Raw genomic sequence first — 25,597 nt, 5'->3', positions numbered from 1 at the left:
CGAAGGCGCAAACCTAAGACATGTCTTAGCTTCGCAGCGGCACCGGAGGGTGGCGTTCCGGTCACACGACCCAACATATAAGACAGACCCGCGCATGTCATCGGAGGCGTCGCACTGCCGACGCCAGCACTGGCGCGACGGCCGGCCGGCCGGCCATGCCGCGCCCGGATCCTGTGACGGGTCCGGTCAGTCCTCCCGTCCGATCCCCGGCCAGGGCGATCGCCCGCAGGCGATCAGCGAGCGCCCGCTCTCCCGCGCAGGCCTCTTCGCACAGTGCACGTATTTCGGCGATGCTCGGCCGCCATTTGCGGCTGCGGCGCCACAGGCGGGCGGCCTGGTCGATCGCCCAGGCGGGAAACTCGCCGAGATCGTCCGCCCAGTCCATCGCGAGCAATTGCTCCACCTCCGGCGTTGTCGCCTTCGCCGGGTAGTGGCTCAGCAGCGCAAGGACGCGGCCGAGCAGATGGTTTGGCGGCGCGGGAGCAAGAACGAGGTCTTCGAGCTCAGCCAGGGCACGCCGGGCCATGGCCGCATCGCGGGCGGCCACCTCAGCCGGCGGGATCCAATCCTCGGCGACGTCGGTGAACCCATCGTCGGTGAAGCGGCTGCGACGGACCACCCGGCCCTGGTCGAGGAGCCGCTGAAGCGACGGAGGCAGCGCCTCGCGTAGCATCCGGCTGCGCAGCATGGGGGCCATCGCCGGATCGAAGGGCAGGGGCAGGGGTGCGGCGGCCGGCGCAACGTTCGGGCCGGGAAATGGATGAAGATTGGTCATGCGATCCCCCACGGGTGGGAAGTGGGACGAGGCGTTGGGGCGGTCGGGGCGGTGGATCCGCCGTTCAGCCGGGCGGCGACGTTGGCCCATGCGGACAGGCGCTGTTCGGCCGCGGCGACAGGGCGACCGGCGAACAGGGGGACTGCGGCAGCCGGCCGGCCGGCCTTGTGCCGGGCGGACCCGGACGGCGGTGCCACGCCGTGTTGCGTCATGTCCTTGAGCAGCCATGACCGCCAAGCGGCGGCGGTGTCACGGTAGCGGTAGCCATGGGCCCGGCACTGCTGGACGAAGCGCTCGGCATGGCCGGCGACGTCAACGGCGGGAAACCGTTCGCTGGCCCATCGGCGGTCCTGGTCGGAGGGTTGCCAGTCCTCGGCCACCGGGATGGCCGGAGGTGCGGCAGCGTTCGGAACCTCCGCTCCTCGTGATCGATCCCTGTACGGGCGTTCGCGTTGCGGGTCCGGAATCTGTTCAGGTTCAGGCTGTTCCTGACTCGCCGGTGAACGGGGGGAGTCCGTTCCTGAGTCAGCGGGGATGTCCATCCCTGGACGGCCATGCGGTTCTCGCGCGGCGCCGGGCTCCGCACATCGCCGGGGAGACGCCTCGGCAGCCGTCTCGGTCGGCGTGTGGTTGGCGAAGGCGAGACGGTAGCGGCAGCTCAGGCGCCCACCGTTCGCCGAGCGGCGATGCTCGACCGTCAGCAGTCCCAGCGCCTCCAGCCGTCCGACGATCCGGTTGACGGTCGGCCGGCTGCGTTTCAGCTTGGTGGCGAGCGTCGCCTGCGACGGCCAGCACACGCCGGTCTCGTCGGCATAGGTGCTGAGCGCGGCCAATACGGCCAGCCCGTCGGCATCGAGCTGCGGATGGTCGAGCCACCAGGCCGGAATGCGGCCCCAGCGGTTCGGATTGTTGGTCCTGTCGGTCATTGCCCGGGAATCTCCTCCGCCTGTGCGCGGTCACGATTGACCCGCAGGATTCGGAGCGGTCCGCGGCAGAGTCGAATCGCGGGCTCGCACTCCATGGAGCCCCGGCCCGCGTTTGATCAGTGACAGCTCGCGATCCTGAAGCCCGAGCCCGCGACCATGGAGCGGCAGCCCGCGTTGCGCCGGCGAATCGGACTCCTGGCGTCTTTGGCCGCGATCATGGAGCGATAGCCCGCGATTGCCGACCCAGCGGCATGGAGCGGCAGCCCGCGATCTCCACCCCTCCCATTGACAGGACGAAGGATTGGCAGGGCTCAGGACGATCCTCACGCCGTCAAACCGTTGGGAATGCGCGATTTCCGCCGGCCGGAACACAGGGAGCACCGGCATATGCCCGCGCCTGGGCGATGGCGTCGGGAGGGCTGCCCGGCAACAGAACGCGGTGATCCCCGCCACGCGGACCCTGCGAAACCGGCGCTTTCCCGATGCCGCGACGCATTGCGCCTGTCCGCCGGACGTCTATAGAGCGACAGCCCGCGTTTGGCCGCCGGCGCGAACGCCGATTCTGCCCGATTCTCCGTGGAGATACCGTGCGGCGGGGGTCGTGGGCCGGTGTGACGGCGCAATCGCGGGCTCCTGCTCCATAACCGCGGGCAGTCGCTCCATCATCGCGGGGAAGAACTCCACCATCGCGGGCTGTCGCTCCACCCCTGATGCGGTAATTTCTCCGGGCTTGGTTGCGCCGGGGGGCCGCGCGCGCCATGGTTACTCCCGACCTTCGGAGAGTTTCATGTCCAAGATGGCCCCGACCAGCGCCGCGCAGCTCATCCTGTTCGAGCTGGAAGACCGTTCGCAGTCCCACCTGATCGCTCTCTATGATCTTGCTCCGCGCTTCGTCTTCGTATCGCGCGACAACGACAAGGAGAAGGTGGGCCGGGACAAGGGCGAGGTGGTCACCAAGGACAACTTCATCAAGTCGGTGCGGCGGGAGTTCGCCTTCCGAGGCCGCAATTACCGCCTGACGGTGCAGCCGGCCCGTATCGACCGGCTGAGCCCGGTGAAGAAGGACGACCGCGCACCGGGGGCCGGCCCGGATCTGGTGGAGGTGGAGATCTTCCCGTCCGAGCGCGAGCAGGTGGTGGAGCAGGTCGTCCGCCGCCTCGCCATGGACCGCTCCCGCCTGTCGCTGACCGGGGAGAACCGCGACAAGGTGCAGATGCGCTTCAGCCTCTACGAGATCCAGAGGGAACTGCGGGCGGTCAACCACACCCTGTCGATCCAGGACATCCGCGAGTCCCTGACCATCCTCGCCCGCTCGCGCATCATCATCTCCACCGGCGGCAGCGCCGAGCCGGGCAAGAAGAGCCGCGGGCAGAACCTGCTGGAATCCACCGCCTTCCCGGTGCTGGCGATCCGTTCGCGCCCGGATCTGGTCGACGAGGACGGCGGTGTGGAGGAAACCTACCTGGAGTTCAACCCGCTGGTCTCCGCCGCGATCCGCGACCTGGAGTTCAAGCCGGTTTCCTACGCCTGGCTGATGAAGCTGAAGTCGCCGGTCTCGCGCTGGCTCTACAACCGTCTCTCCATCGAATACGACACCGCCGACGACGAGGCCAAGCCGGTCTCCATCAGTGCCGACGAGATCATCAAGAACAGCGGCATGAACGAATGGTCGCGACGCCGCGACACCCTGCGGGTCGTCACCGCTGCCGTCGACGCGCTGGTGGAGGAGGGGATCCTCGACGTTGCCGACAAGGAATACACCAAGGTCGGCAAGCGCATCGACGCCATCGATTATGTGCTGACACCCTCGGCCAAGTTCCTGGATCAGGTGCGGCGGGGCCGGCGGGTCCAGACCACCAACATCGACCTGCTCAAGCAGATCGTCGGCAACGCCCTGCGTCCCGACGGGTTTGTTCCGCTGAAGGCCGGAGAGGTGGCGGAGGTTCGCAACAAGCGGGCCAAGCGGCTGGCCGATCCCGCGGGACCGGCACAGGCCGCTTTGCCCCTTCCCAAGAAATAGACGGCGGACGGCGTCAGCGCGGCAGGAGGCTTCTGGCAAGCAGGGTGACCGCCGTGCCGAGCAGGGCGCCGGCCACCACGTCGGAAGCCCAATGGCGATGCCGGACCACGCGCCCGCTCGCCAGTGCCACCGCTCCGCCATAGATCAGCGCGCTTTGCACCGGCGATGTGCTGACCGATGCGAGCGCGGTCGCCGCGGCGAAGGCGCTCGCCGCATGGCCGGAGGGCAGGGACCGCGCGCTGATCCGATAGCCTGGCTTCAGGCGTGGGGCGCATTCGTCCGGGCGGCGGCGCTTGACATAGCGCTTGATGGACCGGCTGGCGGCCGCGGTGGCCACCAGCCCGGCGACGCCGACGCTGCCGGCGCGGCGCAGGTCCGCCTGATCCAACAGCAGTCCGAGGATTCCGGCGGTGGCGAAGCCCGGAATCAGGATGTGGCGCTTTATGGCGTAATGGCCCGCGATTGCCAGGGCGCGGCTGACCGCGCCGGGGTTGCAGGTGACGGTATCGTGGACCTGCGAATCCAGCGTGTCGATGGCGGCCAGCGCCGGTTGAAGCAACGCTGGAGCCGGGCGGGCGCCGTAGCCGATTCCGCCGCCCGCGTTCTCGATCCCGCGGTTCTCCGCCCCACGGCCATCGGCCTCGCTGCCGTCGTCGTGATGATCGTGCCTGCCGTGCCGGCCGTTCTCGATGGTGATATCGCTCACGCTGTCCGTTCCCCCAGGGTCGTCATCCCCGATGACGCGCCGCAGCATCGACGCCGCAGGGGAACGCCGGGCGGGCGGTGCTGGTTCCGCCGCCCGCCCGGAGGGTCAGCCCTGCGCCGGACGCCAGCCGGTGAAGGCGTCGAGCACCGCTGCCAGCACCCGCTGCAGCCGTTCGGCGCGGTCGGGGCGGTAGGCGAAGGGCGGCGCCTCCTCGTCCATGTAGCGGTCCTGGGACAGTTCCATCTGCAGCGCGTGGACCCCGTCGGCCGGGCGGCCGTAGCAGCGGGTGATATGGCCGCCGACGAAGCGGCCGTCGGCGACGCAGGTCAACCCTTCCGCCGCGGCGGCGCGTTCCATGGATGCCACCACGGCGGCGATCAGCGCCGGGTCCGCGCTGGTGCGCCGGGCGGTGCCGAGATTCAGGTCGGGCAGCCTTCCGTCGAACAGCCGCGGCACCTGGCTGCGGATCGAGTGGGCGTCGTAGAGCAGGGCGAAGCCATGGCGCTCCTTCACCCGCGCCAGTTCGGCCTCCAGCGCCTCGTGATAGGGGCGCCAGTAGCGCTCGACCCGCTCGGCGACCTCTTCGGGGCCGGGCGCCTGTCCGTCGCGGTAGAGCGGCGTCCCGTCGAACAGGATGTCGGGGCAGAGGCCGGTGGTCGCCTGCCCCGGATAGAGGCTCTCGCCGCTGGAGGGCCGGTTGAGGTCGACGACGTAGCGGGAATAGCGGGCGCTCAGCAGCGTGGCACCGTACCTGCCGGCGAAGCCGTAGAGGCGCGGGATGTGCCAGTCGGTGTCGCGCAGGGTCAGCGCCTCGTCGGTCAGCCGCCCGGCCAGGCCGGGCGCCAGCGCGGTGCCGCAATGGGGCATGCTGATCACCAGCGGCCCGTCGCCCCGCTCCAGGTCATAGATCGCGTCGCTCATCGTGCCTCCTCCAGCGCCACCGGCATCAGGTCGTCCAGCGACCCGTCACGCACCAGCGTGCCGACGGCGGACAGGTCCGGGGCGAAATAGCGGTCGACCTCGTAGCGCGGCACGGCGGCGCGCACAACGGCGATGGCCTGCTCCAGCCGCGACGAGCTGCTCAGCGGCCGGTGGAACTCCAAGCCCTGAATCGCGGCCAAAAGCTCTATGCCGACGATGTCGGCCACGTTGCCGGCGATGTCGCCCAGGCGCCGCGCCGCGAAGGTCGCCATGCTGACATGGTCCTCCTGGTTGGCCGAGGTCGGCAGGCTGTCGACGCTGGCCGGGTGGGCCAGCGTCTTGTTCTCCGACGCCAGGGCGGCGGCGGTGACATGGGCGATCATGAAGCCGGAGTTCAGCCCCGGCTCGGCGACCAGGAAGGGCGGCAGGCCGCTGATGGTGGTGTCGATCAGCATGGCGATGCGGCGCTCGGCCAGCGCCCCGATCTCGGACGCCGCGATGGCGAGCTGGTCGGCGGCCATCGCCACTGGCTCGGCATGGAAGTTGCCGCCGGACAGCACCTCGTCGGTGTCGACCAGCACCAGCGGGTTGTCGGTGACGCCGTTGGCCTCGATCACCAGGGTGCGCGCCGCCTGGCGCATCTGGTCCAGTACGGCGCCCATCACCTGGGGCTGGCAGCGCAGGCTGTAGGGATCCTGGACGCGGTGGCAGTCGGGGCCCTGGTGGCTGGCGTGCAGCGCGCTGCCGGACAGCAGCTCGCGGAGGGCGGTGGCGACGGCGATCTGGCCGGGCTGGCCGCGCAGGGCGCTGATGCGGGCGTCGAAGGGGCGGTGGCTGCCCTTGACCGCCTCGACGGACAGGGCACCCGCCACCAGCGCCGCCCTGAAGGCCCGTTCGATCTCGAACAGGCCGGCGAGCGCCAGACCGGTAGACACCTGGGTGCCGTTGATCAGCGCCAGGCCTTCCTTCGCCTTCAGGTCGAACAGCGGCAGGCCGGCGCGGCGCAGGCCCTCCTCGGCCGGCAGGATCTCGCCGTCGCAGCGGACATGGCCGATTCCCAGCAGCACGCCGCAAAGGTGCGCCAGCGGTGCCAGATCGCCGGAGGCGCCTACCGATCCCTTAGCCGGCACCACCGGGAGCACGTCGGACTCATAGAGCTTCAGCAGCGCGTCCACCAGTTCCGGGCGGACGCCGGAGGCGCCGACGGCAAGGCTCGCCGCCTTGATCACCAGGATCAGTCGCACCACGCCGTCGGCCAGCGGGGCTCCGACGCCGGTGGCGTGCGACAGGATCAGGTTGCGCTGGAGCGTCTCCAGGTCGGCGGCGGCGATGTGGGTGTGGGCGAGCTTGCCGAAGCCGGTGTTGACACCGTAGACCGCCTCGTCCCCGCCGGCGATACGGTCGATCAGGGCACGCGAGCGCTCCATCCGCGGGTAGGCGGCCGGGTCGAGCGTCAGGGCCGGACGGCCGCGGTAGATGCTGCGTAGCGTGTCGAGCGACAAAGCGCCCGGAACCAGAGTGATGGTCTCGCTCATCCCAGAAGTCTCCCAAGGGTTTTCTTGAAGCGTCCGGCGATCTCCTCCTCGCGCGGGTGCCGGCGGTCGCGGACGACGGTGCGTCCGGCGACCACCACGTCGCTCACGAGGGGGACGTTGCCGGAGAAGATCCAGCCGTCGAGCAGCGCATCGCCCGTGCGCGCCGCCAGCAGCGGGTGGCCGGTGTCGAGCACGACGATATCGGCGCGCCGGCCGGGGGCGATCCGTCCCGTCTCGAAGCTGGTCGCCTGCGCCCCGCCGGCCTGGGCGTCCTCCACCAGCCGGCGTCCGGTGGAGCGGCGCGGGCCGCCGCTCAGCACCGTGCGCCGGCCGCTGGTCAGCCGCACGCCGTATTCCAGCCAGCGCAGTTCCTCCACCGGGCTCACCGAGATGTGGCTGTCCGAGCCGACTCCCCAGCGCCCGCCCAGCCCCAGATAGCGTTCCGCGGCATAGAAGCCGTCGCCGAGGTTGGCCTCCGTCGTCAGGCAAAGACCGGCGACGGCGCCGCTGGCGGCGACGCCGCGCACCTCGGTGTCGGTCATGTGGGTCGCATGGATCAGGCACCAGCGGCCGTCCACCGGCTGGGTGGCCAGAAGATGCTCCACCGGGCGGCGGCCGTGGTGGGCAAGGCAGTCCTCGACCTCCTTGCGCTGCTCGGCGACGTGGATGTGGATCGGACCGTCGGGGTGGGCGGCGACCGTCTCGCCCAGCAAGGCGTCCGGGACCGCGCGCAGCGAATGCGGCGCGATGCCGAGGCGGACGTCGTCATCGCCGCCATAGGCAGCGCGCAGCGCCCCGGTCAGCCGCAGGAACCGCGCCCCGTCATTGATGAAGCGGCGCTGCCCGCTGGTCGGCGGCGTGCCGCCGAAGCCCGAGGCATTGTAGAGCACCGGCAGCAGCGTGACCGGCAACCCGGCCTCGCGCGCTGCGGCGACGACGCGGTGGCTCATCTCCGCCGGATCGGAGAAGGCGCTGCCGTCGCGGTCGTGGTGCAGATAATGGAATTCGGCGATGGCGGTGTATCCGGCCTTCAGCGTCTCCACATAAAGCTGGGCGGCCACCGCCTGGAAATCGTCGGGGGTCATGCGGTCGAGCGCGCGGTACATCACCTCGCGCCAGCTCCAGAAGCTGTCGGACCCGTCGCCCGACACCTCGCCCATGCCGGCGATGGCGCGCTGGTGGGCGTGGGAATGCAGGTTGCCGATGCCGGCGACCGCCGTCCCGGCGAAGCGGTCCGCATCGGCCGGACAGGCGGCGCCAGCGGTCACCGCGCCGATGCGGCCGCGGGCGTTGGTGGTGACAAGCACGTTCTCCGCCCAGCCGTCCGGCAGCAGCGCCGAGGCAAAAAACAGGTTGCTCATAAGGGCGCCCTCGCTATTATAGACAACACTATACAAGTATAGGCAACCTGCTGCCAAGAGGGTTGCCGGGTGAAATGTCCTTGTCCCTGTCCGGGAGAGGGGCCGGAGGGGAGGGCCGAGCCGATGCCGACCAGTGCGCCGTGGGATTCCCTGTGGATCGACCTGTCCGTCGCAACGATGGACGGGGCAACGATGGACGGGATGGCGACGGGTGGGGCGGACGCCTACGGCGCCGTCGCCGATGCCGCGGTCGGCATCAAGGACGGGCGCATCGCCTTCGTCGGCCGGCGCGCCGATCTGCCGGACCTGCCCGAAGCGCTGGCGACCGAGGTCCATTCCGGCCAGGGCGGCTGGATGACGCCCGGCCTGATCGACTGCCACACCCACCTCGTCTATGGCGGCAACCGTGCCCGCGAATTCGAGATGCGGCTGAACGGCGCCACCTACGAGGAGATCGCGCGGGCCGGCGGCGGCATCCTGTCCACCGTGACCGCCACCCGCGCCGCCGGCGAGGAGGCGCTGCTCGCCGCCACGCTGCCGCGGCTGGACAGCCTGCTTGCCGAAGGCGTCACCACGGTGGAGGTGAAGTCCGGATACGGCCTCGACACCGAAACCGAGACCCGCATGCTCTGCGTCGCCCGCCGGCTGGCCCAGGTCCGGCCGGTGGAGGTGCGCACCAGCTTCCTCGGCGCCCACGCCCTGCCGCCGGAATTCAAGGGCGATCCCGACGGCTATATCGATCGCCTGTGCGCCGAGACGCTGCCGGCGATCGCCGAGGCCGGGCTGGCCGACGCGGTCGACGCCTTCTGCGAGGGCATCGGCTTCTCGGTCGCCCAGACCCGACGGGTGTTCGAGACGGCGCGGCGGCTTGGGCTGCCGGTGAAGCTGCATGCCGAACAGCTCAGCAACCTCGGCGGTGCCAAGCTGGTGGCCGAATTCGGCGGCCTGTCGGCCGACCACATCGAGCATCTGGACGAGGACGGCGTCGCCGCCATGGCGGCCGCCGGCACCGTGGCGGTCCTGCTGCCCGGTGCCTTCTACGCGCTGCGCGAGACGCGGATGCCGCCGGTAGACCTGCTACGCCGCCACGGCGTGCCGATGGCACTGTCCACCGACAACAACCCCGGCACCTCGCCGGTCTGCTCGCTGCTGCTGATGCTGTCGATGGGCTGCACCTTCTTCCGCCTGACCCCGGCGGAGGCGCTGGCCGGCGTCACCCGGCATGCCGCCCGGGCGCTCGGCCTCTCCGACCGCGGCGTGGTGGCGCCCGGCAAGCGCGCCGACCTCGCGGTCTGGCGGATCGAGCATCCGGCGGAGCTGGCCTACGCCATCGGCCTCAATCCCTGCATGGCGGTAGTCAACGGCGGCGTCGCGCGCCGGCCGCAGGGCCCGGCGGGCGTCCTATGAGCGACGTGATCTCGGCAGCCCAGCCGCGCTATGCCCTGATCCGGGAAACGATCCGCCGCCGCATCAGCTCGGGCGACTGGCCGGAGGGGTTCCGCATCCCATCGGAACACAAGCTGCTGGAGGAGTTCCAGGTCAGCCGCATGACCGTGCACCGGGCACTGCGCGACCTGACCGACGAGGGGCTGCTGACTCGCGTGCAGGGGCTCGGGACCTTCGTCGCCGAACGGCCGCCCAGCACCGACGTGGTGGAACTGCGCAGCATCGCCGACGAGATCGCCGCCCGCGGCAACGTCCATGCCTGCCGGGTGGAGCAGTTGCTCGCGGTCGCCGCCGATGCCGGGCTGTCCCGCCGCTTCAACCTGCCGGTCGGGGCGAAGCTGTTCCATTCCGTCGTCGTCCACAGCGAGAACGACGTGCCGGTGCAGTTGGAGGAACGCTGGGTGAACCCGGCGGCGGTGCCCGCCTATCTCGACCAGGACTTCACCCGCCAGACGCCGGGCGAATACCTGATCCGGGTGGAGTCGGCGCCGCAGGTCGAGCACGTCATCGAAGCGGTGTCGCCCACTCCCGAGATCGCCCGCCTGCTCGGCGTCCCCGACAGCGAGCCCTGCCTGCGCGTCACCCGCCGCACCTGGGCGCAGGGCAGGGTGGTGACGGTGGCGATGCTGGTGCATCCCGGCAGCCGCTACCGGCTGGGCGCGCGCTTCCAGCTTCCGCCGCCTTAGAGGCTTCCGCCACCGCCCCCTCCCTAACCCTCCGCCGCTCCCGCGCTCAACCCCCTCTCCCGCGAAGCGGGGGAGGGTAGGGGTGGGGGTAAGAGTCAGCACAACACGCCCATCCCTCCCGTCAGGAGACCGACCGCAATGTCATCCCGCCTCGACAACCAGCGCGTCATCCGTGCCCCGCACGGCCCCGAGTTGAGCTGCAAGAGCTGGCTCGCCGAGGCGCCGATGCGCATGCTGATGAACAACCTCGACCCCGATGTGGCGGAACGGCCGCAGGAGCTGGTCGTCTATGGCGGCATCGGTCGCGCCGCCCGGGACTGGGAAAGCTATGACCGCATCGTCGCCGCGCTGAAGAGCCTGAACGACGACGAGACGCTGCTGGTGCAGTCGGGCAAACCGGTCGGCGTCTTCCGCACCCATGCCGACGCGCCGCGCGTGCTGATCGCCAACTCCAACCTGGTGCCGCGCTGGGCCAACTGGGACCACTTCAACGAACTAGACCGCAAGGGCTTGGCGATGTACGGCCAGATGACGGCCGGCTCCTGGATCTACATCGGCAGCCAGGGCATCGTCCAGGGCACCTACGAGACCTTCGTCGAGGCGGGGCGCCAGCACTACGACGGCGACCTGAAGGGCAAGTGGATCCTGACCGGCGGCCTCGGCGGCATGGGCGGGGCGCAGCCGCTGGCCGCGACCATGGCCGGCGCGTCGATGCTGGCGGTCGAATGCCGCCCCAGCAGCATCGAGATGCGCCTGCGCACCGGCTATCTCGACCGCCACACCGCCGACCTGGACGAGGCGCTGGCCTGGATCAACGACGCCTGCGCCAGGGGCGAGGCGATCTCGGTCGGCCTGCTCGGCAACGCCGCCGACGTCTTCCCCGAGCTGGCGCGCCGCGCCGGCACCGACCTGAAGGCCCGGCCGCACATCGTCACCGACCAGACCTCCGCCCATGACCCGGTCAACGGCTACCTGCCGCAGGGCTGGACGCTGGAGGAATGGGAGGCCGCCCGCGAGAGCCAGCCGGCCGCGGTGGCCGCAGCATCCCGCAAGTCGATGCGCGTCCATGTCGAGGCGATGCTGGCCTTCCACGCCATGGGCATCCCCACCGTCGACTACGGCAACAACATCCGCCAGATGGCGAAGGAGGAGGGGCTGGAGAACGCCTTCGACTTCCCCGGCTTCGTCCCCGCCTACATCCGGCCGCTGTTCTGCCGCGGCGTCGGTCCCTTCCGCTGGGCGGCATTGTCCGGCGATCCGGAGGACATCCGCAAGACCGACGCCAAGGTCAAGGAGCTGATCCCCGACGACCCGCACCTGCACAACTGGCTGGACATGGCGGCCAAGCGCATCCGGTTCCAGGGCCTGCCGGCCCGCATCTGCTGGGTCGGGCTGGGACAGCGCCATCGCCTCGGCCTCGCCTTCAACGAGATGGTGAGGACGGGCGAGCTGAAGGCCCCGATCGTCATCGGCCGCGACCATCTCGACAGCGGCTCGGTCGCCAGCCCGAACCGCGAGACCGAGGCGATGAAGGACGGCACCGACGCCGTGTCGGACTGGCCGCTGCTGAATGCGCTGCTGAACACCGCCAGCGGCGCCACCTGGGTCAGCCTGCACCATGGCGGTGGCGTCGGCATGGGCTTCTCCCAGCATTCCGGCATGGTCATCGTCTGCGACGGCACCGAGGCCGCGGCCAAGCGGATCGGGCGCGTGCTGTGGAACGACCCGGCGACCGGCGTGATGCGCCACGCCGACGCCGGCTATGACATCGCCATCGACTGCGCCCGGGAGCAGGGGCTGAACCTGCCCTTCCTGAAGTAGGACGCGCGCTGACGGCCCTGCGGGGCCGTCAGCCCCGCAGGGCCGCGCGGCGCTCCGCCCGCATCAGGGCGGCGCCGCGTTCGGCGATCATCACCGTGGGCGTGTTGGTGTTGCCGGAGGTGAGGGTCGGCATGATCGAGGCGTCGATGACGCGCAACCCCCGCAGGCCCTTCACCCGCAACTCCGGATCGGTCACCGCCGCCGCGTCGTCGGCCCGGCCCATGCGGCAGGTGCCGACGGGGTGGAAGATGGTGGTGCCGATGTCGCCGGCGGCTCGGGCCAGCTCCTCCTCTGTCCGGAAGGCCGGGCCGGGCCTGTATTCCTCCGGTCGGTAGGGGGCGAGCGCCGGCTGGGCGACGATGCGCCGGGTCAGCGCCAGCGCCCTGGCCGCCTTGGCGCGATCGGCCGGATGGCTCAGGTAGCGCGGCGCGATGGCCGGATTGACGTGGTGGTCGGCGGCGGTGATGCGCACTGTCCCGCGCGAGGCCGGGCGCAGGTCGCAGACGCTGGCGGTGAAGGCGGCGAAGGCGTGCAGCGGATCGCCGAACTTCTCCAGCGACAGCGGCTGCACATGGTATTCGAGGTCGGCGGTCTCGGCCTCCGGTCCCGACTTGGCGAAGACGCCGAGCTGGCTCGGCGCCATCGTCAGCGGGCCGCGGCGGAACAGGGCGTATTCCAGCCCCATCATCGCCTTGCCGAACAGGCTGCCGGCCCGCTTGTTCAGCGTCATGATGCCGTCGACCTTGTAGACCATGCGGAGCTGCAGGTGGTCCTGCAGGTTGCCGCCGACGCCGGGCGCATCCAGAACCACCGGGATGCCGAGCGCCCGCAGATGTTCCGCCGGGCCGACGCCGGACCGCTGCAGGATGGCCGGCGAGCCGATCGCGCCGGCGGCCAGCACCGTCTCGACCCGGGCGGTCGCCCGTGCCGGCTCGCCCTTGACCGTGAAGCGGACACCGGTGACGCGGCCGTCGGCGATCTCCAGCCGGTCGATCGACGCATCGGTCGCGAGCTTCAGGTTCTGCCGACTGAGCGCCGGGCGCAGGAAGGCCTTGGCCGCGCTCCAGCGGATGCCGCCCTTCTGGTTCACCTCGAAGCTGCCGACGCCGAGATTGTCGCCCCGGTTGAAGTCGTCGGAGTGCGGGATGCCGACCTGGTGGGCCGCCTCGGCGAAGCGGTCGAGCAGGTCCCAGCGCAGCCGCTGGCGCTCGACGCGCCATTCGCCGCCGACCCCGTGCATCTCGTCGGCGCCGCGCCAGTAATCCTCGCTGCCCTTGAAGACCGGCAGCACCTCCTTCCAGCTCCAGCGATCGTCGCCGGTGAGGCCGGCCCATTCGTCGTAGTCGCGCGCCTGGCCGCGCATGGCGATCATTCCGTTGATCGACGAGCAGCCGCCCAGCACCTTGCCGCGTGCATAGTGGATGCTGCGGCCGTTCAGTCCGGGCTCGGATTCCGTCCTGAAGCACCAGTCGGTGCGCGGGTTGCCGATGCAGAACAGGTAGCCGGCGGGGATATGCAGCCACACCCAACTGTCCTTGCCGCCGGCCTCCAGCAGCAGCACCGTCACGTCGGGATCGGCGGACAGCCGGTTGGCCAGCACGCAGCCGGCCGTTCCACCGCCGACGATGACGTAGTCGAAGCTGCCGAAATCGAGCGTGTCCACCATCGCTTCCTTCCCGTACCTATTCTTATTTGTCAGACAGATTAGATTGCTGACGACGCGAACGATCCAGTGAAATCTCGCCGCGCCGGCGCATTTCCGATGCCGGCGCCGCGACGTTGCGGCGCGGCGCCCTGTTGGACGGGCGGGAAGCGTGCTTGGCCGCGCCTCCTCCGGCACCACCGCACCGTCGACCATTCGGAGCCCGCCACGATGCACCGCCTGACCCTCTCCGTCCTTGCGCTGACGCTTGCGGCATCGGCCCTGCCGGCCGGTGCGGCCCAACCGGCCTACGGCCCGGAGCTGGAGGGTTTCGCATACCCGCACCCGGTCCAGCGCTTCTCCTTCCAGTCGCAAGGGCAGAGCCTGTCGATGGCCTATATGGACGTGGCGCCGACCGTGGCGGCCAATGGCAGGACGGTGCTGCTGCTGCATGGCAAGAATTTCTGCGGCGCCACCTGGGAGGGGACGATCGCGGCGCTGGGCGGCGCCGGCTACCGGGTGATCGTGCCGGACCAGATCGGCTTCTGCGCTTCCAGCAAGCCGAGAGGCTACCAGTTCAGCTTCGACCAGCTCGCCGCGAACACGAAGGGCCTGCTGGCGGCGCTGGGGGTCGAGCGTGCCATCGTGGTCGGCCACTCCATGGGCGGCATGCTGGCCGCGCGCTTCGCCTTGAGCCATCCACAGGCGGTGGAACGGCTGGTGCTGGTCAACCCGCTCGGGCTGGAGGACTGGCAGGCGGCCGGCGTCCCCTATGCCACCATCGACCAGCTCTACGGCACCGAACTGAAGACCAGCTTCGACAGCATCAAGGCCTATCAGCAGAAATTCTACTACAGCGGCGGGTGGAAGCCCGACTATGACCGCTGGGTCGCCATGCTGGCCGGAATGTATGCGGGGTCGGGGAGGGACGTCGTCGCGCTGAACCAGGCGCAGACCTCCGACATGATCTTCACGCAGCCGGTGGTGCACGAGTTCGGCCGGATATCCGTTCCGACCCTGCTGATGATCGGGCAGACCGACCGCACCGCCCCCGGCGCCAACCGTGCGCCGGAGGAGGTCGCCAAGCGCCTGGGCGATTATCCGGAGCTTGGCCGCGCCGCGGCGAAGGCCATTCCGGGCGCCCGTCTGGTCGAGTTCCCCGGCCTGGGCCATGCCCCGCAGATCGAGGCGCCCGACCGCTTCCACGAGGCGCTGCTGACAGGCATCGCCGGCTGACGCGGGTCCGTCCTGGCTGGCCGGCCGGTTCGAGGCGGCAGGCGCACCGCATCGGGCGCGCGCGGAGGGTCACGGACGGCGGGTGGCCGCCCGCGATGGCGGAGCATGCCCGTCGCCGTAGCATTCGCCGTAATGGGCGCAGGCGTCGCATATGGTTTCCCAGGAGGCCGGCCGCCCTTCCGCCCAAAGGCGCTCGTAGAAGAAGCGCTTCCAGCGCAGCCCGCCGGTGTTCGCTGCGGCCAGCGCCGGGAAATGGCGGGCGAGCAGGCCCGCCAGATGCGGCCGCTCGGCCAGCCCCAGGCTGCACCACAGATGATCGCTTTCCACGGCGGCCCGGGCGATCAGGCTGGCGAGGGCCGGGGCCAGCGGCGACGTGCCGTCGCGGCTGCGCAGCAGCAGGTCGCGGAAGGCCTCCTCGTCGCGCGGCAGGCGGGGCGGGGGCGGGATGGGGGCCGGGAGAAGGGCTGCCGGGTGGTTCCGGCAGCGGGGGCAAGCTCCACCATCGAGCCGGCGCATGTGTGCGGCGAAGCAGGTGCCCGGCGTCCAGCCGGCCCCGGCCGCCGGGAAGCAGGTGCCGAGCAGGCGGCCGAGGGCCTGCGGCGTCAATCCCAGCCCCTCGCTGTAACAGGCCGAACCGGCGCTGCACCGGTGGAGCAGGATGCCGGAAAGGTCGCGCGCGTCCTCGGTGCTGTCCAGCCGCGACATGGCCATCAGGCGCGCGTGCGCTGTCATCATCCGGCCATGCTCTCTCGTGGCGATGGGCATCGTTGCCGGTATAGCGGCCCGGTCGCCGCCCCGCCAGCCGGAAGGGCTGGGATCGGGGGAGACCGCGGCTGTCGCCTATGGCTCCCTCTCCCGGGGCGGGAGAGGGCGATTATCGCCATATGCGATTGCCCTGCGGTGGAGACGGCTGTCCATTGACAAGCGTGCCTGCCGCTTCTATCACCATGGGCATCGTCAGCGGTTCCCCACGGCCTTGGGCCAGGGGATTAAAAGGGAACGACGGAAGGACGGGGTTTCCCCATCCAAGCCGTGGCTGTCCCCGCAACTGTGAGCGGCGAGTCGGTGCCATCAGGCCACTGGCCGGCGGTCTTCGGACCCGGTCGGGAAGGCGGCAGCGATGACGACCCGCGAGCCAGGAGACCTGCCGCAGACGGCGTCACTTTGCCTACGGTCGGGGTGTGCCGTGGGTGCGGGAAACCCGTTGTGGTGACGCGTCCATCGACGTTGCCGCGGCCGGTTTCCGAAGCGGGTCCCGAGGACCCACCTCCTTCGAACAGCCAGTCGTCATCGAATGACCCGGTTCAGGGGCGCTTTGCGTCCGCGGCCGGCGTTCGGGCAGCGTCCGTTCAACGGCCCGATACGGGCCGGGTGCGGATGCGCGACCGGGATTCCGCTTGACGGGCGGTTCTCCGAACGGTCCCGCGCGTTCGTGCCCGCAGCAGGACGTGGCGTGCGATGCGCAACAGCATCATCAGTTTGTTTCGGGGCATCGCCCCGGCTCTCTTCCTGCCGGCCCTGTGCGCGGCCTCCGATCCGGCGGACGCGCAGGAGGTCCGCCTGGACCGGCTGCCGGTCGGCGCCCCGGCCCCGGCCCCGACGGCGGCGGAGGTGGCGCAGGATCGTGCGACCGCCGCGGCGAGCGAGGTCACCGCCGACGAGATCCGGCAGCAGCAGATCAACCGGCTGGACGACGCCCTGCGGCTGGTTCCCGGCCTCACCCTGTCGGGCCGGCAGGCGCCGGGCGGGGCGGAGACCCTGTCGATCCGCGGCCTCGGCCCGCGCAACACCCGCGTCTTCATCGACGGGATCGAGATGAGCGACACCAGCCAATCGCAGTCGCAATATCCCATGGGCGAGTTCGCCACCGGCGACATCGAGCGCATCGAGGTGCTGCGCGGCCCCCAGCCGGGACGCTTCGGCCCCGACACCGGCGGCGGGGTGATCGACATCACCACCAAGCGCCCGACCGAACCCCTCGCCGGAACCGCCGGCGCCGAATATGGCGCCGACGACACCTGGCGCGGCAATGCGTCCGTCTCCGGGCTCAACGACCGGCTCGACTACCGCCTGTCGCTCGCCGGCACGCGGTCGGGCGGCTATTCGGACTTCAGCAAGGAGCGCGGCGGGGTGGAGAAGGACCCCTTCCGCCAATGGTCGGCCGCCGGCCGCATCGGGCTGCAGGCCACGGACGGGTTGCGGCTCGACGCCACCGCCCGCTACCAGCGCAAGCACCTGACCTACGATGCCGACGACCGCGACGTCGATTGGTCGCGCGACGAAACGGAGCGGTTCGTTCGCGTGGGCGGCAGGCTCGACAGCCTGGGTGGACGGCTGGTCCATGGCTTCGGCATCGCCAACAGCCTGGTCACCCGGCGGTACCGGGGGGAGGGGACCAAGGACGACACCTACGACGGCCACAAGACGCGGCTCGACTATGGCGCCACCGCGGCGCTGTCCGACACCGTCACCCTCGGCTACGGCGCCGACGCCACGCGCGAAAGCATGCAGCAGCACACGCCCGGCTTCGCTCCCCTCGCTCCCGACATGGACAGCCACACCTGGCGCGGCGGCGCCTTTGCGACGGCGGGCGTCACGCCGCTGCCGGCACTCGACCTGTCCGCCACGCTGCGCGGCGACCGCCACAGCGCTTTCGGCGGGAGGGGCACCTGGCGCCTGGGTGCCGCCTACACGGTCGGGGCGAGCGGAACCACGCTGCGGTCCAGCTACGGCACCGCCTGGCAGCCGCCCTCCCTCTACGAGCGCTTCGACCCCTGCTACGGCCGTTCCGACCTGCGGCCCGAACGCAGCCGCGGCTGGGATGCCGGGATCGAGCAGTCGCTGTTCGGCGGCGGGCTGACCGCCGGCGCCACTTGGTTCCAGGCGAGTACCCGCGACCAGATCGATTGGGTCTACTCGCCACCGTCCGGCGGCGCCTGCTCCGGCGGCGGCTACGTCAACACCAGCCGCACCAGGGCGCGCGGCCTGGAGCTGGAGCTGACGGCGAGGCCGACCGCCACGATCGACCTGCGTGCCGCCTACACCTGGCAGGACGTGATCGACGCCGACAGCCGGGAGCGCATCCGCAGCCGTCCGCTGCACCAGGGCACGGCCGTCGTCGGCTGGCGGTTCAGGCCGGACGCGCATGCCAGCCTGGGGCTGCGCTACCGCGGCGTCACTGCCGGCTACAGCGGGGAGTCGGACGCCTTCCTCACCGCCGACCTGCGGCTGTCCTACGCGCTGACCGAGAACCTGACCCTACAGGGGCGCGTCGAGAACCTGTTCGACCGCCGCTACGAGGAGATCCGCGGCCACGCCACGCCCGGCCGCTCCGGCTATGCCGGCCTGTCCGCCCGCTTCTGACCGGGAGATCCCGCCATGACATCCACACACGGTTCCACCGCCACCTCACCGGCCTTTCCGGCGCTCCCCATCGTCGCCGACGAACCGGGCACCGGCAGGGTCGAGATCTTTCCCTTGCCCACCGGCCAGGAGTTCCTGTTCGCCCTGCTGAAGGACGCCTTCGAGGTGTGGTGGCGCGACATCGTCTTCGGCAGCCTGGTCCAGGGGGCGGTTTTCGAGATCCGCGCCCCCAATGCCCCGCGCAAGGTCACGCTGTTCGACGGCTATCTTACCGTCGATTTCGGCGCCTGGCATTTCCATCTCTGCATCGGGCCGCACCGGGGCGCGCCGGGCAACCCGACCCCACCGGACCTGGCGCGCATCCGCCGCACCGCCCGGGCGGAGCTGTACCGGGTGCTGGGCGACGGCGGCCCGCGGAGTTGGGCCTTGCGCCTGTTCAACGGTGCCGGCGAGCAGCAGATGACGATGGTCTTCCCCAACCCGTTCCTCGGGGAGGGCGACCGCATCCTGAAGGAGCCGGACTGGTCCCGCCTGTCGATGTGGGACGCTTTCCGCCAGCGCTACCTCGGGCTGGATCCCGATCCGCGGGATCGCGCAGGCCGCGGTTTCCGGTGCGGCGGATGAGCCGCCCGATCCTTCTGGCAGCGGTCCTGCTGGCGGCGACGCCCGCCGTTGCCGGGGCTGCCGGCCCGCGGGCGGCGTCGGCCACCGTCTGCGGCGACCAGTACCTGCTGGCGCTGGCCGATCCCGGACAGATCGCGGCGCTGTCGCCGCAGGCCGGCGACCGCTGGCTCTCGCTGCTGGCCGATGAAGCCGCCGGTCATCCGCGGCTGCGGCCGGCCGCCGAATCCTATGTCGCTGCCGGGGTCGAGGTGGTGCTGGCCGATGCCTGGAGCGACCACAAGACGATGGCCCTGCTCGAGCGCTTCGGCATCCGCGTCGTCCGCATCCCGCTCGTCGAGAGCTTCGGGGAGGTGGAGACGACGACGCGCATGGTGGCCGAAGCGCTCGGCCATCCCGGCCGCGGCGAGGCGCTGAACGCCGCGACCCGCGCCCGTCTGGCGGTCCTGCGGGCACAGGCGGCGGGAGCGGGGCGGGAGGCGCTCTACCTGCGGCCGGGCGGCGGCAGCGCTGCGGCCGGCACCTTCGTCGACGCGGTGATGCAGGCCAACGGGCTGGCCAACCGCGCGACCGCCGACGGTCGCCGCGGCTGGACCGGCTACGACCTGGAGCAGTTCGTCATGGCGCCGCCGGACCTGCTGTTGACGAGCTTCTTCGACAGCCCGGACCGTTCGTTGCGCCGCGCCTTCGGCGCCCACCCGGCCTTCACCGCGCGCGCCGCGGCGACGCCATCGGTCGAAGTGCCGGGCCGGACCTGGATCTGCAGCGGCTGGATCCTGGTGGAGGCGGCCGAGGCGTTGGCCCAGGGGCTGCGCCGCCTGCCCGCTTTGCATGAGTAGGGGTAAGGCCATGCGCTTCTCCTTCCCCCTTCCCCTGGCCCTCGGGCTGCTCCTGCTGGCGGCGGCGCTGGCTGGGCTGTCCGTCGGGTCTGTCGCGTTCGGCCCGGGGGAGCTGCTGTCCGCGCTGGCGGGAGGCGGCGATCCCCGGATCGCCGCGATCCTGATCGAGATCCGCCTGCCCCGCGTCCTGCTGGGGATCGAGGTCGGGGCGGCGCTCGGCCTGTCGGGGGCGGCCCTGCAGGGGTTGCTGCGCAACCCCCTGGCCGAGCCGGGACTGCTCGGGGTGTCCTCCTGCGCCGGCCGGGGGGCGGTGGTCGCCTTCTATTTCGGGCTGGCGGCCCTGTCGCCGCTGGCCCTGCCCGGCATGGCGCTGGCGGGGGCGCTGGCCGCCACCGGCATCCTGCTGGCCGTGGCGGCGCGGGCGGGACCGCAGGACGGCGGCAGCCTGACGCTGATCCTGTCGGGCATCGCGCTGTCCAGCCTGTCGGTTGCCCTGACCTCGCTGGCGCTGAACCTCGCGCCCAACCCCTATGCGGTGACCGAGATGCTGCTGTGGCTGATGGGATCGCTGAAGGACCGGACGCCCGGCGATGCGCTGCTGGCGCTGCCGTTCATCCTCGCCGGCGGCGGGATGCTGCTGGCGGCCGGGCGAGGGCTCGACGCCCTGTCGCTGGGGGAGGACACGGCCCGCAGCCTGGGCGTCGACCTGCTGCGGCTGCGCCTGCTGGTGGTGGGCGGCACGGCCGCGGCGGTGGGGGCGGCGGTGTCGGTTTCCGGCTCCATCGGCTTCGTCGGGCTGGTGGTGCCGCATCTCCTGCGCCCGCTGGTCGGCCATGAGCCGGGCCGCCTCCTGCTGCCGAGCGCGCTCGGTGGCGCGGTGCTGGTGACGCTGGCCGATCTGGCCATCCGCCTGATTCCGACACCGCAGGAGGTGATGCTGGGCGTGGTCACCGCGCTGATCGGTGCCCCCTTCTTCCTGACGCTGATCCTGCGCCTGAACCGCGAGGTGCCTTGAGCCATGCTGACCGTGCGTGCCCTTTCCGTCCATCGGGGCGGCCGTGCCCTCCTCGACGGCGTCGGTTTCACCGCCCGCTGCGGCGCCGTCACCGGGCTGATCGGCCCGAACGGCGTCGGCAAGTCCACGCTCCTGCGGGCGGTCGCCGGGCTGCCGCCGCAGGATGCGACCGTTCGGGGCGGGAGCCTCCTGTTCGACGGCAGGCCATTGCCGACGATGGCACGCGAGCGTGCCCGGCTGGTCGGCTTCCTGCCGCAGGGCCATGCCGTCCACTGGCCGCTGACGGTGCGCCGCACCGTCGAGCTGGGGCGATTGCCCCATCTGGGACCGCTCGGCCGGCTGCGCCCCGAGGATCACACCGCGGTCGAGCGGGTGATGGCCGCGACCGGCATCGACGGCCTGTCGCAGCGCCCGGTCACCGGCCTGTCGGGCGGCGAGCGGGCGCGGGTGATGCTGGCCCGCGTGCTGGCGGGCGAGGCGCCGTTGCTGCTCGCCGACGAGCCGGCCGCGTCGCTCGACCCCGGGCACCAGTTGCGCCTGATGGAGGTGTTGCGGGCCGAGGCGGTGGAGCGTGACCGTGCCGTCCTCGTGGTGCTGCACGACCTGTCGCTGGCCGCCCGCTGCTGCGACCATCTGGTGCTGCTGAAGCCGGGCGGCGGCTGCGCCGCCGGCCCGACCCCGGCTGTCCTCGACCCGGCCTTGCTGCGCGAAGCCTACGGCATCCCCTTCGCGGTCACCGAGGCGGCCGGCGTGCCGCTGGTGATCCCCACCCTGCCTCCGAAATCCGACCGTGGAGTGTCCCGCCATGCCTGTTGACGTCGTCGTCTGCGAAACCTGCCGTCCGACCGCCGCCGGAGAGGGCGGCGACGTCTGGACCGGCGCCATGTTCGCAGCCCTGCTGCAGGGCGCGCTCGCCACCTCGCGCGAGGTGGGGCCGAGGCCGGAGGAGGGTGGTCCGACCGTCACCACCATGCGCTGCCTGATGAACTGCCGCCGGGCCTGCGCCGTCCATATCCGCTCCCCCGGCCGCATGGGCTATGTGCTGGGTGACCTCGTCCCCGACCAGTCGGCGGTGCAGGCGCTCGTCGACTATCTGGCGCTCTATGGCCGATCGGTTGACGGCGTGGTGCCCTGGCGCGAGTGGCCCGACGGCGTGAAGGGCCGTTTCGTCGCCCGCATCCCGCCGGCGCCTTGACGCCTGCCGCGCCTGCCGCGGGAGAGGGGCGCTGGCTTCACCCCTCCCAAACCCTCTCCCGCTCTGCGGAGGCAGGCGCCTCGCGGCGGGGCGGCATCCCCGGCTACCTCGCGACGGTCGGCAGGACGCGCGAGCTTGCCTCCGGGTTTGCGGCGGACAGGACGCGCTGAGCGTAGCCCCTGATGGGCTTCGGCGGCCGTCCGGGTCGGCGGGTGCGGAATCTGCCCTGACCCCGACCGACCGAGGAGTGCTTTGAAACGACACGCAACGCTACGGCGCCGGCCGCAAGACAGTGAGTTTGAAAGGACCGGAGTTGGTTGCCGCATGCACGACGGCCTCGTTCGCCTGTTCCAGGGGGAATTCGGTCACCGCATAATGATCGAGATCCAGCAGGCCGCTGCGGATAAGCCCGACCATGCCCGCAACGGCGTCGGGCTTGTACATCCATTGTCCCAGGATCGAGATATTGTTCCGCATGATCCAGGGATATGGCAGCGCAAGATCCTCTCCGCCCAGCATGCCGACGCCTCCCATCAGCACGGCGCGGCCATAAGGTCTCACCGTCATGATTGCGAGACGGGCGACGCTTGCGGGGGCTGAAGGGGGGAGGAAGTCGAGAACCGCGTCGATGGGGGCAGGGGCCGCCCGCATCATCGCTTGGCTGTCGCGGTCCGCCTCGCCGGAGAGCCGTACCGGTACGACCCGCTCACCGAAGCGGCGCCTCAGGTCGTCCAGGATTTTCTCGTTTCTCCCCGGTGCGACGACCGAGCGAGCCCCCATCGCCAGTGCGACCGCAACCGTGGCACTGCCGAAATTGCCCGTGGCGCCGCTGACGAGCAGCGTTTCGCCGGGCTTGAAATCCATGGCAAGCAAGCCGCCATAGGAAATCATCAGCGTGTTGATCGCGCACCAGCGGCCGGCGTCCGCCGGCTCAAGGTCGCCTACGGGAACGGCGTTCTCGGTCGGTACGCGGATGCACTCGGCAAAGGAACCATCCCTGAAATACCGCTGGAGCTTCTTGCCACCGTCTCCGCGGGCGCTCCAGCCCTGAAGGGTGATGTCCGGCATCAGGGCATCGTCGCGCGAACGTACCGTCGGATCGCAGAAGACCCAGTCGCCGGTCTTCAATCTCGTGGCATCGGGACCGACTTCCCGAACCCGCCCGATCGCCCCGCACCCAGGCACGACGGGTGTCGGAAGAAGATACTTGCGCGCTCCGCTGAACACCTCGTCGGTGTAGGACAGCACGGGCGCTGCCACGACATCGACGACCACCTCTCCCGTGCCGAGCGTTGGATCGGCGATGTCCCCGATCATCAGCGGTGATCCGAATTCTCTCAGAATGGCTGCCTTCACGACCGTTCTCCTCGTTGGTTGTGAAGGAGAGTAAGGTGCGCGACGAGGTTAAACAGAGCTGGTATAATACTGGTATTCACACGTACCACGCTCGGAGCGGGCATGAAGACCAACCAGGAGCTCGCCGATTTCCTGCGCTCCCGCCGGGCACGGCTCCAGCTTGACGGGGGCGCGCTGGCAGCCCATCGCCGCCGGCGCACGCCGGGGCTAAGGCGCGAGGAGGTGGCTCAGCGCGCCGGCATCAGCGTCGAGTGGTATGTGAAACTGGAACAGGGCCGCGCTGTCTCCCCGTCCGACGAGACCATCGAAGCCCTGAGCCGCGCCCTTGAATTGGATGCGATCGAACAGGCGCATCTCCGTTCGCTGGTCGGCAAGGAGAAACGCCCCCCCTTCCTGCGGGAGGTCGCTCCGCCCTCACTCCGTCGTCTGGTCGAAAGCCTGCCACATCCGGCGTATGTGACGGGTCAACGCTGGGATGTCCTTGCCTGGAACAGTGCGGCGGCCGAGCTCTTCGGCGACTTCGCCCGCACGCCGGTCAAAGATCGCAACATCCTGCTTTTCATGTTCACCGATCCGAAAGCGCGGCGCCTGTTCGGCACAGGCTGGACGAAGGAGGCCAAGCGCATCGTGTCGCTCTTCCGGACCGCGCATGATCATTGGGCCGGTGACACGGAATTCAGTGACTTGGTCGAGCGGATCCGCGCCGAATGCTCCGAGTTCGACGCCTGGTGGCAGCTCCATGACATCAGTGTGCCGGTTTCCGGCACCAAGCTGCTGCACCACCCGGTGGACGGCCCCGTAACTTTTGAATACACGACCTTCCAGGCCAATGATGACCCGAGGCTGAAACTGGCGATTTATCTCAGGCACTGAGAATCGATTTTCACATGGGCTGCCCTGTCGCTGGCCCGGCAGCAGCATATCGACCAATAGCCGACCGCGGCGGCTGAAGCCGGAAAAGATGCCCAACTGACCTGTTTCGATACGTTCGGCGGTATCGCAATACCAAACGTGGCCACGCTCGGCTGTCCGGCCGGCACGCTGCCCGGAGACCCGGCGGCGGCGTGGGCATTATATCGCGCTGGGGGCGAGGCACTGCGCCGAGCCATGCCGAGGACGTCGCCATCCTCTCCCACGGCTAGCCTCGCACTGCCTGCCCTTCTCCCCGAAAACCGGAGGAGGGGCGGCACCCTCGCGGCGGTGAAAGCCTTCGCCCCTGTCGGGGACCATTGCAGCCTTAACGGCGGTTGACCAGTGCCACGCCGCACACCGCCACCGCCATGCCGGCAAGCGCCAGGAGACCGAGCCGTTCGCCGAACATCGCCCAGGCGACCAGGGCGGTGACCGGCGGGGTCAGGTAGAACAGGCTGGCGACCTTGGCCGCGGCCCCGCGCCGGATCAGCGCGAACAGCAGGAAGATGGCGCCGACCGACAGCACGAAGCACAGCCATGCCAGGGCGAAGACCAGTTCCCCCGTCCACTGCACCTGCATGGTCTCGGTCAGCGGGGCGACCACCGCCAGCACCAGGCTGGTCGCCGCATACTGGATGGCGGTGCCGCTGCGCAGGTCCATTCCCGCACCGTGGCGCTTCTGGTAGAGGGTGCCCAGCGTGATGCCGACCAGCGCCGCCGCGGCGTAGCCGATGCCGGCCAGATGCTCGGCGTCCACCGCCAGCTTTTCCCGCACCACCAGCCCGACGCCGATCAGGCCGAGTAGCAGTCCGGCCCATTGCCGGCCGCTCACCCGTTCCCCCAGCAGCGGTCCGGACAGCGCGGCGGTCAGCAGCGGCTGGATGCCGACGATCAGCGCCGTCACCCCCGCCGGCAGCCCGTGGGCGATGGCGAGGAAGACGCCGCTGAGATAGACGCCGTGCACCAGCAGTCCGGCCAGCGCGATGCGCCCGGCCGAGCGCCAGTCCTTCGGCCAGGGCGCCCGGCTCGCCAGCGCCACCAGCGCCAGCACCACCGCGACCAGCCCCAGCCGGATCAGCAGGAAGGTCAGAGGCTCCACATAGGGCAGCCCGTATTTCGCCCCGATGAAGCCCGTGCTCCACAGCAGCACGAAAAGACCCGGCATCAGGCGCAGCCAGGGCTGTCCGCCTGTCGCGGACTCGTTCATGGAAAAGTCCTTCC

Annotated in this window: 22 protein-coding genes and 1 riboswitch; of the genes, 12 read left to right on the top strand and 10 right to left on the bottom strand. The window is 70.6% G+C overall.

Annotated elements, in window-relative coordinates; all coding sequences use genetic code 11:
- Positions 1–97 precede the first annotated feature (97 nt).
- The gene (locus J2850_RS09795) at positions 98–775 is read right to left on the bottom strand and encodes a hypothetical protein (protein WP_209981073.1); all 678 of its coding nucleotides are present in this window, start codon (positions 773–775) and stop codon (positions 98–100) included.
- Positions 772–1,701, bottom strand: coding sequence for a helix-turn-helix domain-containing protein (locus J2850_RS09790; protein WP_209981071.1), 930 nt, complete (start codon positions 1,699–1,701; stop codon positions 772–774). Before J2850_RS09790 ends, J2850_RS09795 begins: the two co-directional genes overlap by 4 nt.
- A gap of 787 nt (positions 1,702–2,488) precedes the next feature.
- On the opposite strand from J2850_RS09790, the gene J2850_RS09785 reads away from it, so the two are divergent.
- Positions 2,489–3,721, top strand: coding sequence for a plasmid replication protein (locus J2850_RS09785; RefSeq protein ID WP_209981069.1), 1,233 nt, complete (start codon positions 2,489–2,491; stop codon positions 3,719–3,721).
- A 13-nt stretch (positions 3,722–3,734) separates the two neighbouring features.
- On the opposite strand, the gene J2850_RS09780 is transcribed toward J2850_RS09785, so the two are convergent.
- From J2850_RS09780 to J2850_RS09765, 4 genes are all read right to left on the bottom strand, one after another.
- Positions 3,735–4,427 carry a phosphatase PAP2 family protein gene (locus J2850_RS09780; protein WP_307354326.1) on the bottom strand — a complete coding sequence of 231 codons (693 nt, stop codon included), beginning with the start codon at positions 4,425–4,427 and terminating at the stop codon, positions 3,735–3,737.
- Between the two features lie 105 nt (positions 4,428–4,532).
- A complete protein-coding gene (hutG, locus tag J2850_RS09775; protein WP_209981065.1) occupies positions 4,533–5,348 on the bottom strand; it encodes an N-formylglutamate deformylase in 816 nt (271 codons plus the stop codon).
- Positions 5,345–6,883 carry a histidine ammonia-lyase gene (gene hutH, locus J2850_RS09770; RefSeq protein WP_209981063.1) on the bottom strand — a complete coding sequence of 513 codons (1,539 nt, stop codon included), beginning with the start codon at positions 6,881–6,883 and terminating at the stop codon, positions 5,345–5,347. Before hutH ends, hutG begins: the two co-directional genes overlap by 4 nt.
- Complete coding sequence (locus J2850_RS09765; protein ID WP_209981061.1) at positions 6,880–8,244, bottom strand: formimidoylglutamate deiminase; 1,365 nt, start codon at positions 8,242–8,244, stop codon at positions 6,880–6,882. The genes hutH and J2850_RS09765 overlap by 4 nt, the downstream gene beginning before the upstream one ends.
- Before the next feature lie 123 nt (positions 8,245–8,367).
- On the opposite strand from J2850_RS09765, the gene hutI reads away from it, so the two are divergent.
- From hutI to hutU, 3 genes are all read left to right on the top strand, one after another.
- Positions 8,368–9,651, top strand: coding sequence for an imidazolonepropionase (gene hutI, locus J2850_RS09760; protein ID WP_209981059.1), 1,284 nt, complete (start codon positions 8,368–8,370; stop codon positions 9,649–9,651).
- Positions 9,648–10,376, top strand: a complete 729-nt coding sequence (gene hutC, locus J2850_RS09755; RefSeq protein ID WP_209981057.1) for a histidine utilization transcriptional repressor HutC — start codon at positions 9,648–9,650, stop codon at positions 10,374–10,376. The genes hutI and hutC overlap by 4 nt, the downstream gene beginning before the upstream one ends.
- 138 nt (positions 10,377–10,514) lie before the next feature.
- Positions 10,515–12,197, top strand: coding sequence for a urocanate hydratase (gene hutU / locus J2850_RS09750; RefSeq protein WP_209981055.1), 1,683 nt, complete (start codon positions 10,515–10,517; stop codon positions 12,195–12,197).
- A gap of 28 nt (positions 12,198–12,225) precedes the next feature.
- On the opposite strand, the gene J2850_RS09745 is transcribed toward hutU, so the two are convergent.
- Positions 12,226–13,863, bottom strand: coding sequence for a GMC family oxidoreductase (locus J2850_RS09745; protein ID WP_209981053.1), 1,638 nt, complete (start codon positions 13,861–13,863; stop codon positions 12,226–12,228).
- Positions 13,864–14,070: 207 nt separating this feature from the next.
- Here J2850_RS09745 and J2850_RS09740 point away from each other — a divergent pair, with 207 nt between their 5' ends.
- Positions 14,071–15,075 carry an alpha/beta fold hydrolase gene (locus J2850_RS09740; RefSeq protein WP_209981051.1) on the top strand — a complete coding sequence of 335 codons (1,005 nt, stop codon included), beginning with the start codon at positions 14,071–14,073 and terminating at the stop codon, positions 15,073–15,075.
- Between the two features lie 69 nt (positions 15,076–15,144).
- On the opposite strand, the gene J2850_RS09735 is transcribed toward J2850_RS09740, so the two are convergent.
- Positions 15,145–15,810 carry a nitrogen fixation protein NifQ gene (locus J2850_RS09735; protein WP_209981050.1) on the bottom strand — a complete coding sequence of 222 codons (666 nt, stop codon included), beginning with the start codon at positions 15,808–15,810 and terminating at the stop codon, positions 15,145–15,147.
- Between the two features lie 209 nt (positions 15,811–16,019).
- Positions 16,020–16,241: riboswitch (cobalamin riboswitch) on the top strand.
- Positions 16,242–16,533: 292 nt separating this feature from the next.
- Between J2850_RS09735 and J2850_RS09730 the strand changes: the two genes are divergently transcribed.
- Genes J2850_RS09730 through J2850_RS09705 form a run of 6 tightly spaced genes read left to right on the top strand, consistent with a single transcriptional unit; the run spans position 16,534 to position 22,108 of the window.
- Positions 16,534–18,438: a TonB-dependent receptor plug domain-containing protein gene (locus J2850_RS09730; protein ID WP_209981048.1), complete on the top strand. Its 1,905-nt coding sequence runs from the start codon at positions 16,534–16,536 to the stop codon at positions 18,436–18,438.
- Between the two features lie 15 nt (positions 18,439–18,453).
- Entirely contained in the window at positions 18,454–19,062 is a 609-nt protein-coding gene (locus J2850_RS09725) for a DUF7676 family protein (RefSeq protein ID WP_209981046.1), read from the top strand.
- A complete protein-coding gene (locus J2850_RS09720; RefSeq protein WP_211113848.1) occupies positions 19,059–19,898 on the top strand; it encodes an ABC transporter substrate-binding protein in 840 nt (279 codons plus the stop codon). Before J2850_RS09725 ends, J2850_RS09720 begins: the two co-directional genes overlap by 4 nt.
- Positions 19,899–19,908: 10 nt before the next feature.
- On the top strand, positions 19,909–20,913 hold the full coding sequence (locus J2850_RS09715) for a FecCD family ABC transporter permease (protein ID WP_209981042.1): 1,005 nt from the start codon (positions 19,909–19,911) through the stop codon (positions 20,911–20,913).
- A gap of 3 nt (positions 20,914–20,916) precedes the next feature.
- Entirely contained in the window at positions 20,917–21,729 is an 813-nt protein-coding gene (locus J2850_RS09710) for an ABC transporter ATP-binding protein (protein ID WP_209981040.1), read from the top strand.
- Complete coding sequence (locus J2850_RS09705; RefSeq protein WP_209981038.1) at positions 21,719–22,108, top strand: DUF1636 domain-containing protein; 390 nt, start codon at positions 21,719–21,721, stop codon at positions 22,106–22,108. Before J2850_RS09710 ends, J2850_RS09705 begins: the two co-directional genes overlap by 11 nt.
- A 270-nt stretch (positions 22,109–22,378) precedes the next feature.
- On the opposite strand, the gene J2850_RS09700 is transcribed toward J2850_RS09705, so the two are convergent.
- Entirely contained in the window at positions 22,379–23,464 is a 1,086-nt protein-coding gene (locus tag J2850_RS09700) for an alcohol dehydrogenase catalytic domain-containing protein (RefSeq protein ID WP_209981036.1), read from the bottom strand.
- A gap of 102 nt (positions 23,465–23,566) precedes the next feature.
- Here J2850_RS09700 and J2850_RS09695 point away from each other — a divergent pair, with 102 nt between their 5' ends.
- On the top strand, positions 23,567–24,337 hold the full coding sequence (locus J2850_RS09695; protein ID WP_209981034.1) for a helix-turn-helix transcriptional regulator: 771 nt from the start codon (positions 23,567–23,569) through the stop codon (positions 24,335–24,337).
- Between the two features lie 364 nt (positions 24,338–24,701).
- On the opposite strand, the gene J2850_RS09690 is transcribed toward J2850_RS09695, so the two are convergent.
- A complete protein-coding gene (locus J2850_RS09690; RefSeq protein ID WP_209981033.1) occupies positions 24,702–25,583 on the bottom strand; it encodes a DMT family transporter in 882 nt (293 codons plus the stop codon).
- Between the last annotated feature and the right edge of the window lie 14 nt (positions 25,584–25,597).

This window comes from Azospirillum picis (assembly GCF_017876115.1).
Lineage (GTDB): Bacteria > Pseudomonadota > Alphaproteobacteria > Azospirillales > Azospirillaceae > Azospirillum > Azospirillum picis.
The sequence above is the reverse complement of the archived record's forward strand: the minus strand, read 5'-3'. Positions and strand labels throughout refer to the sequence as shown.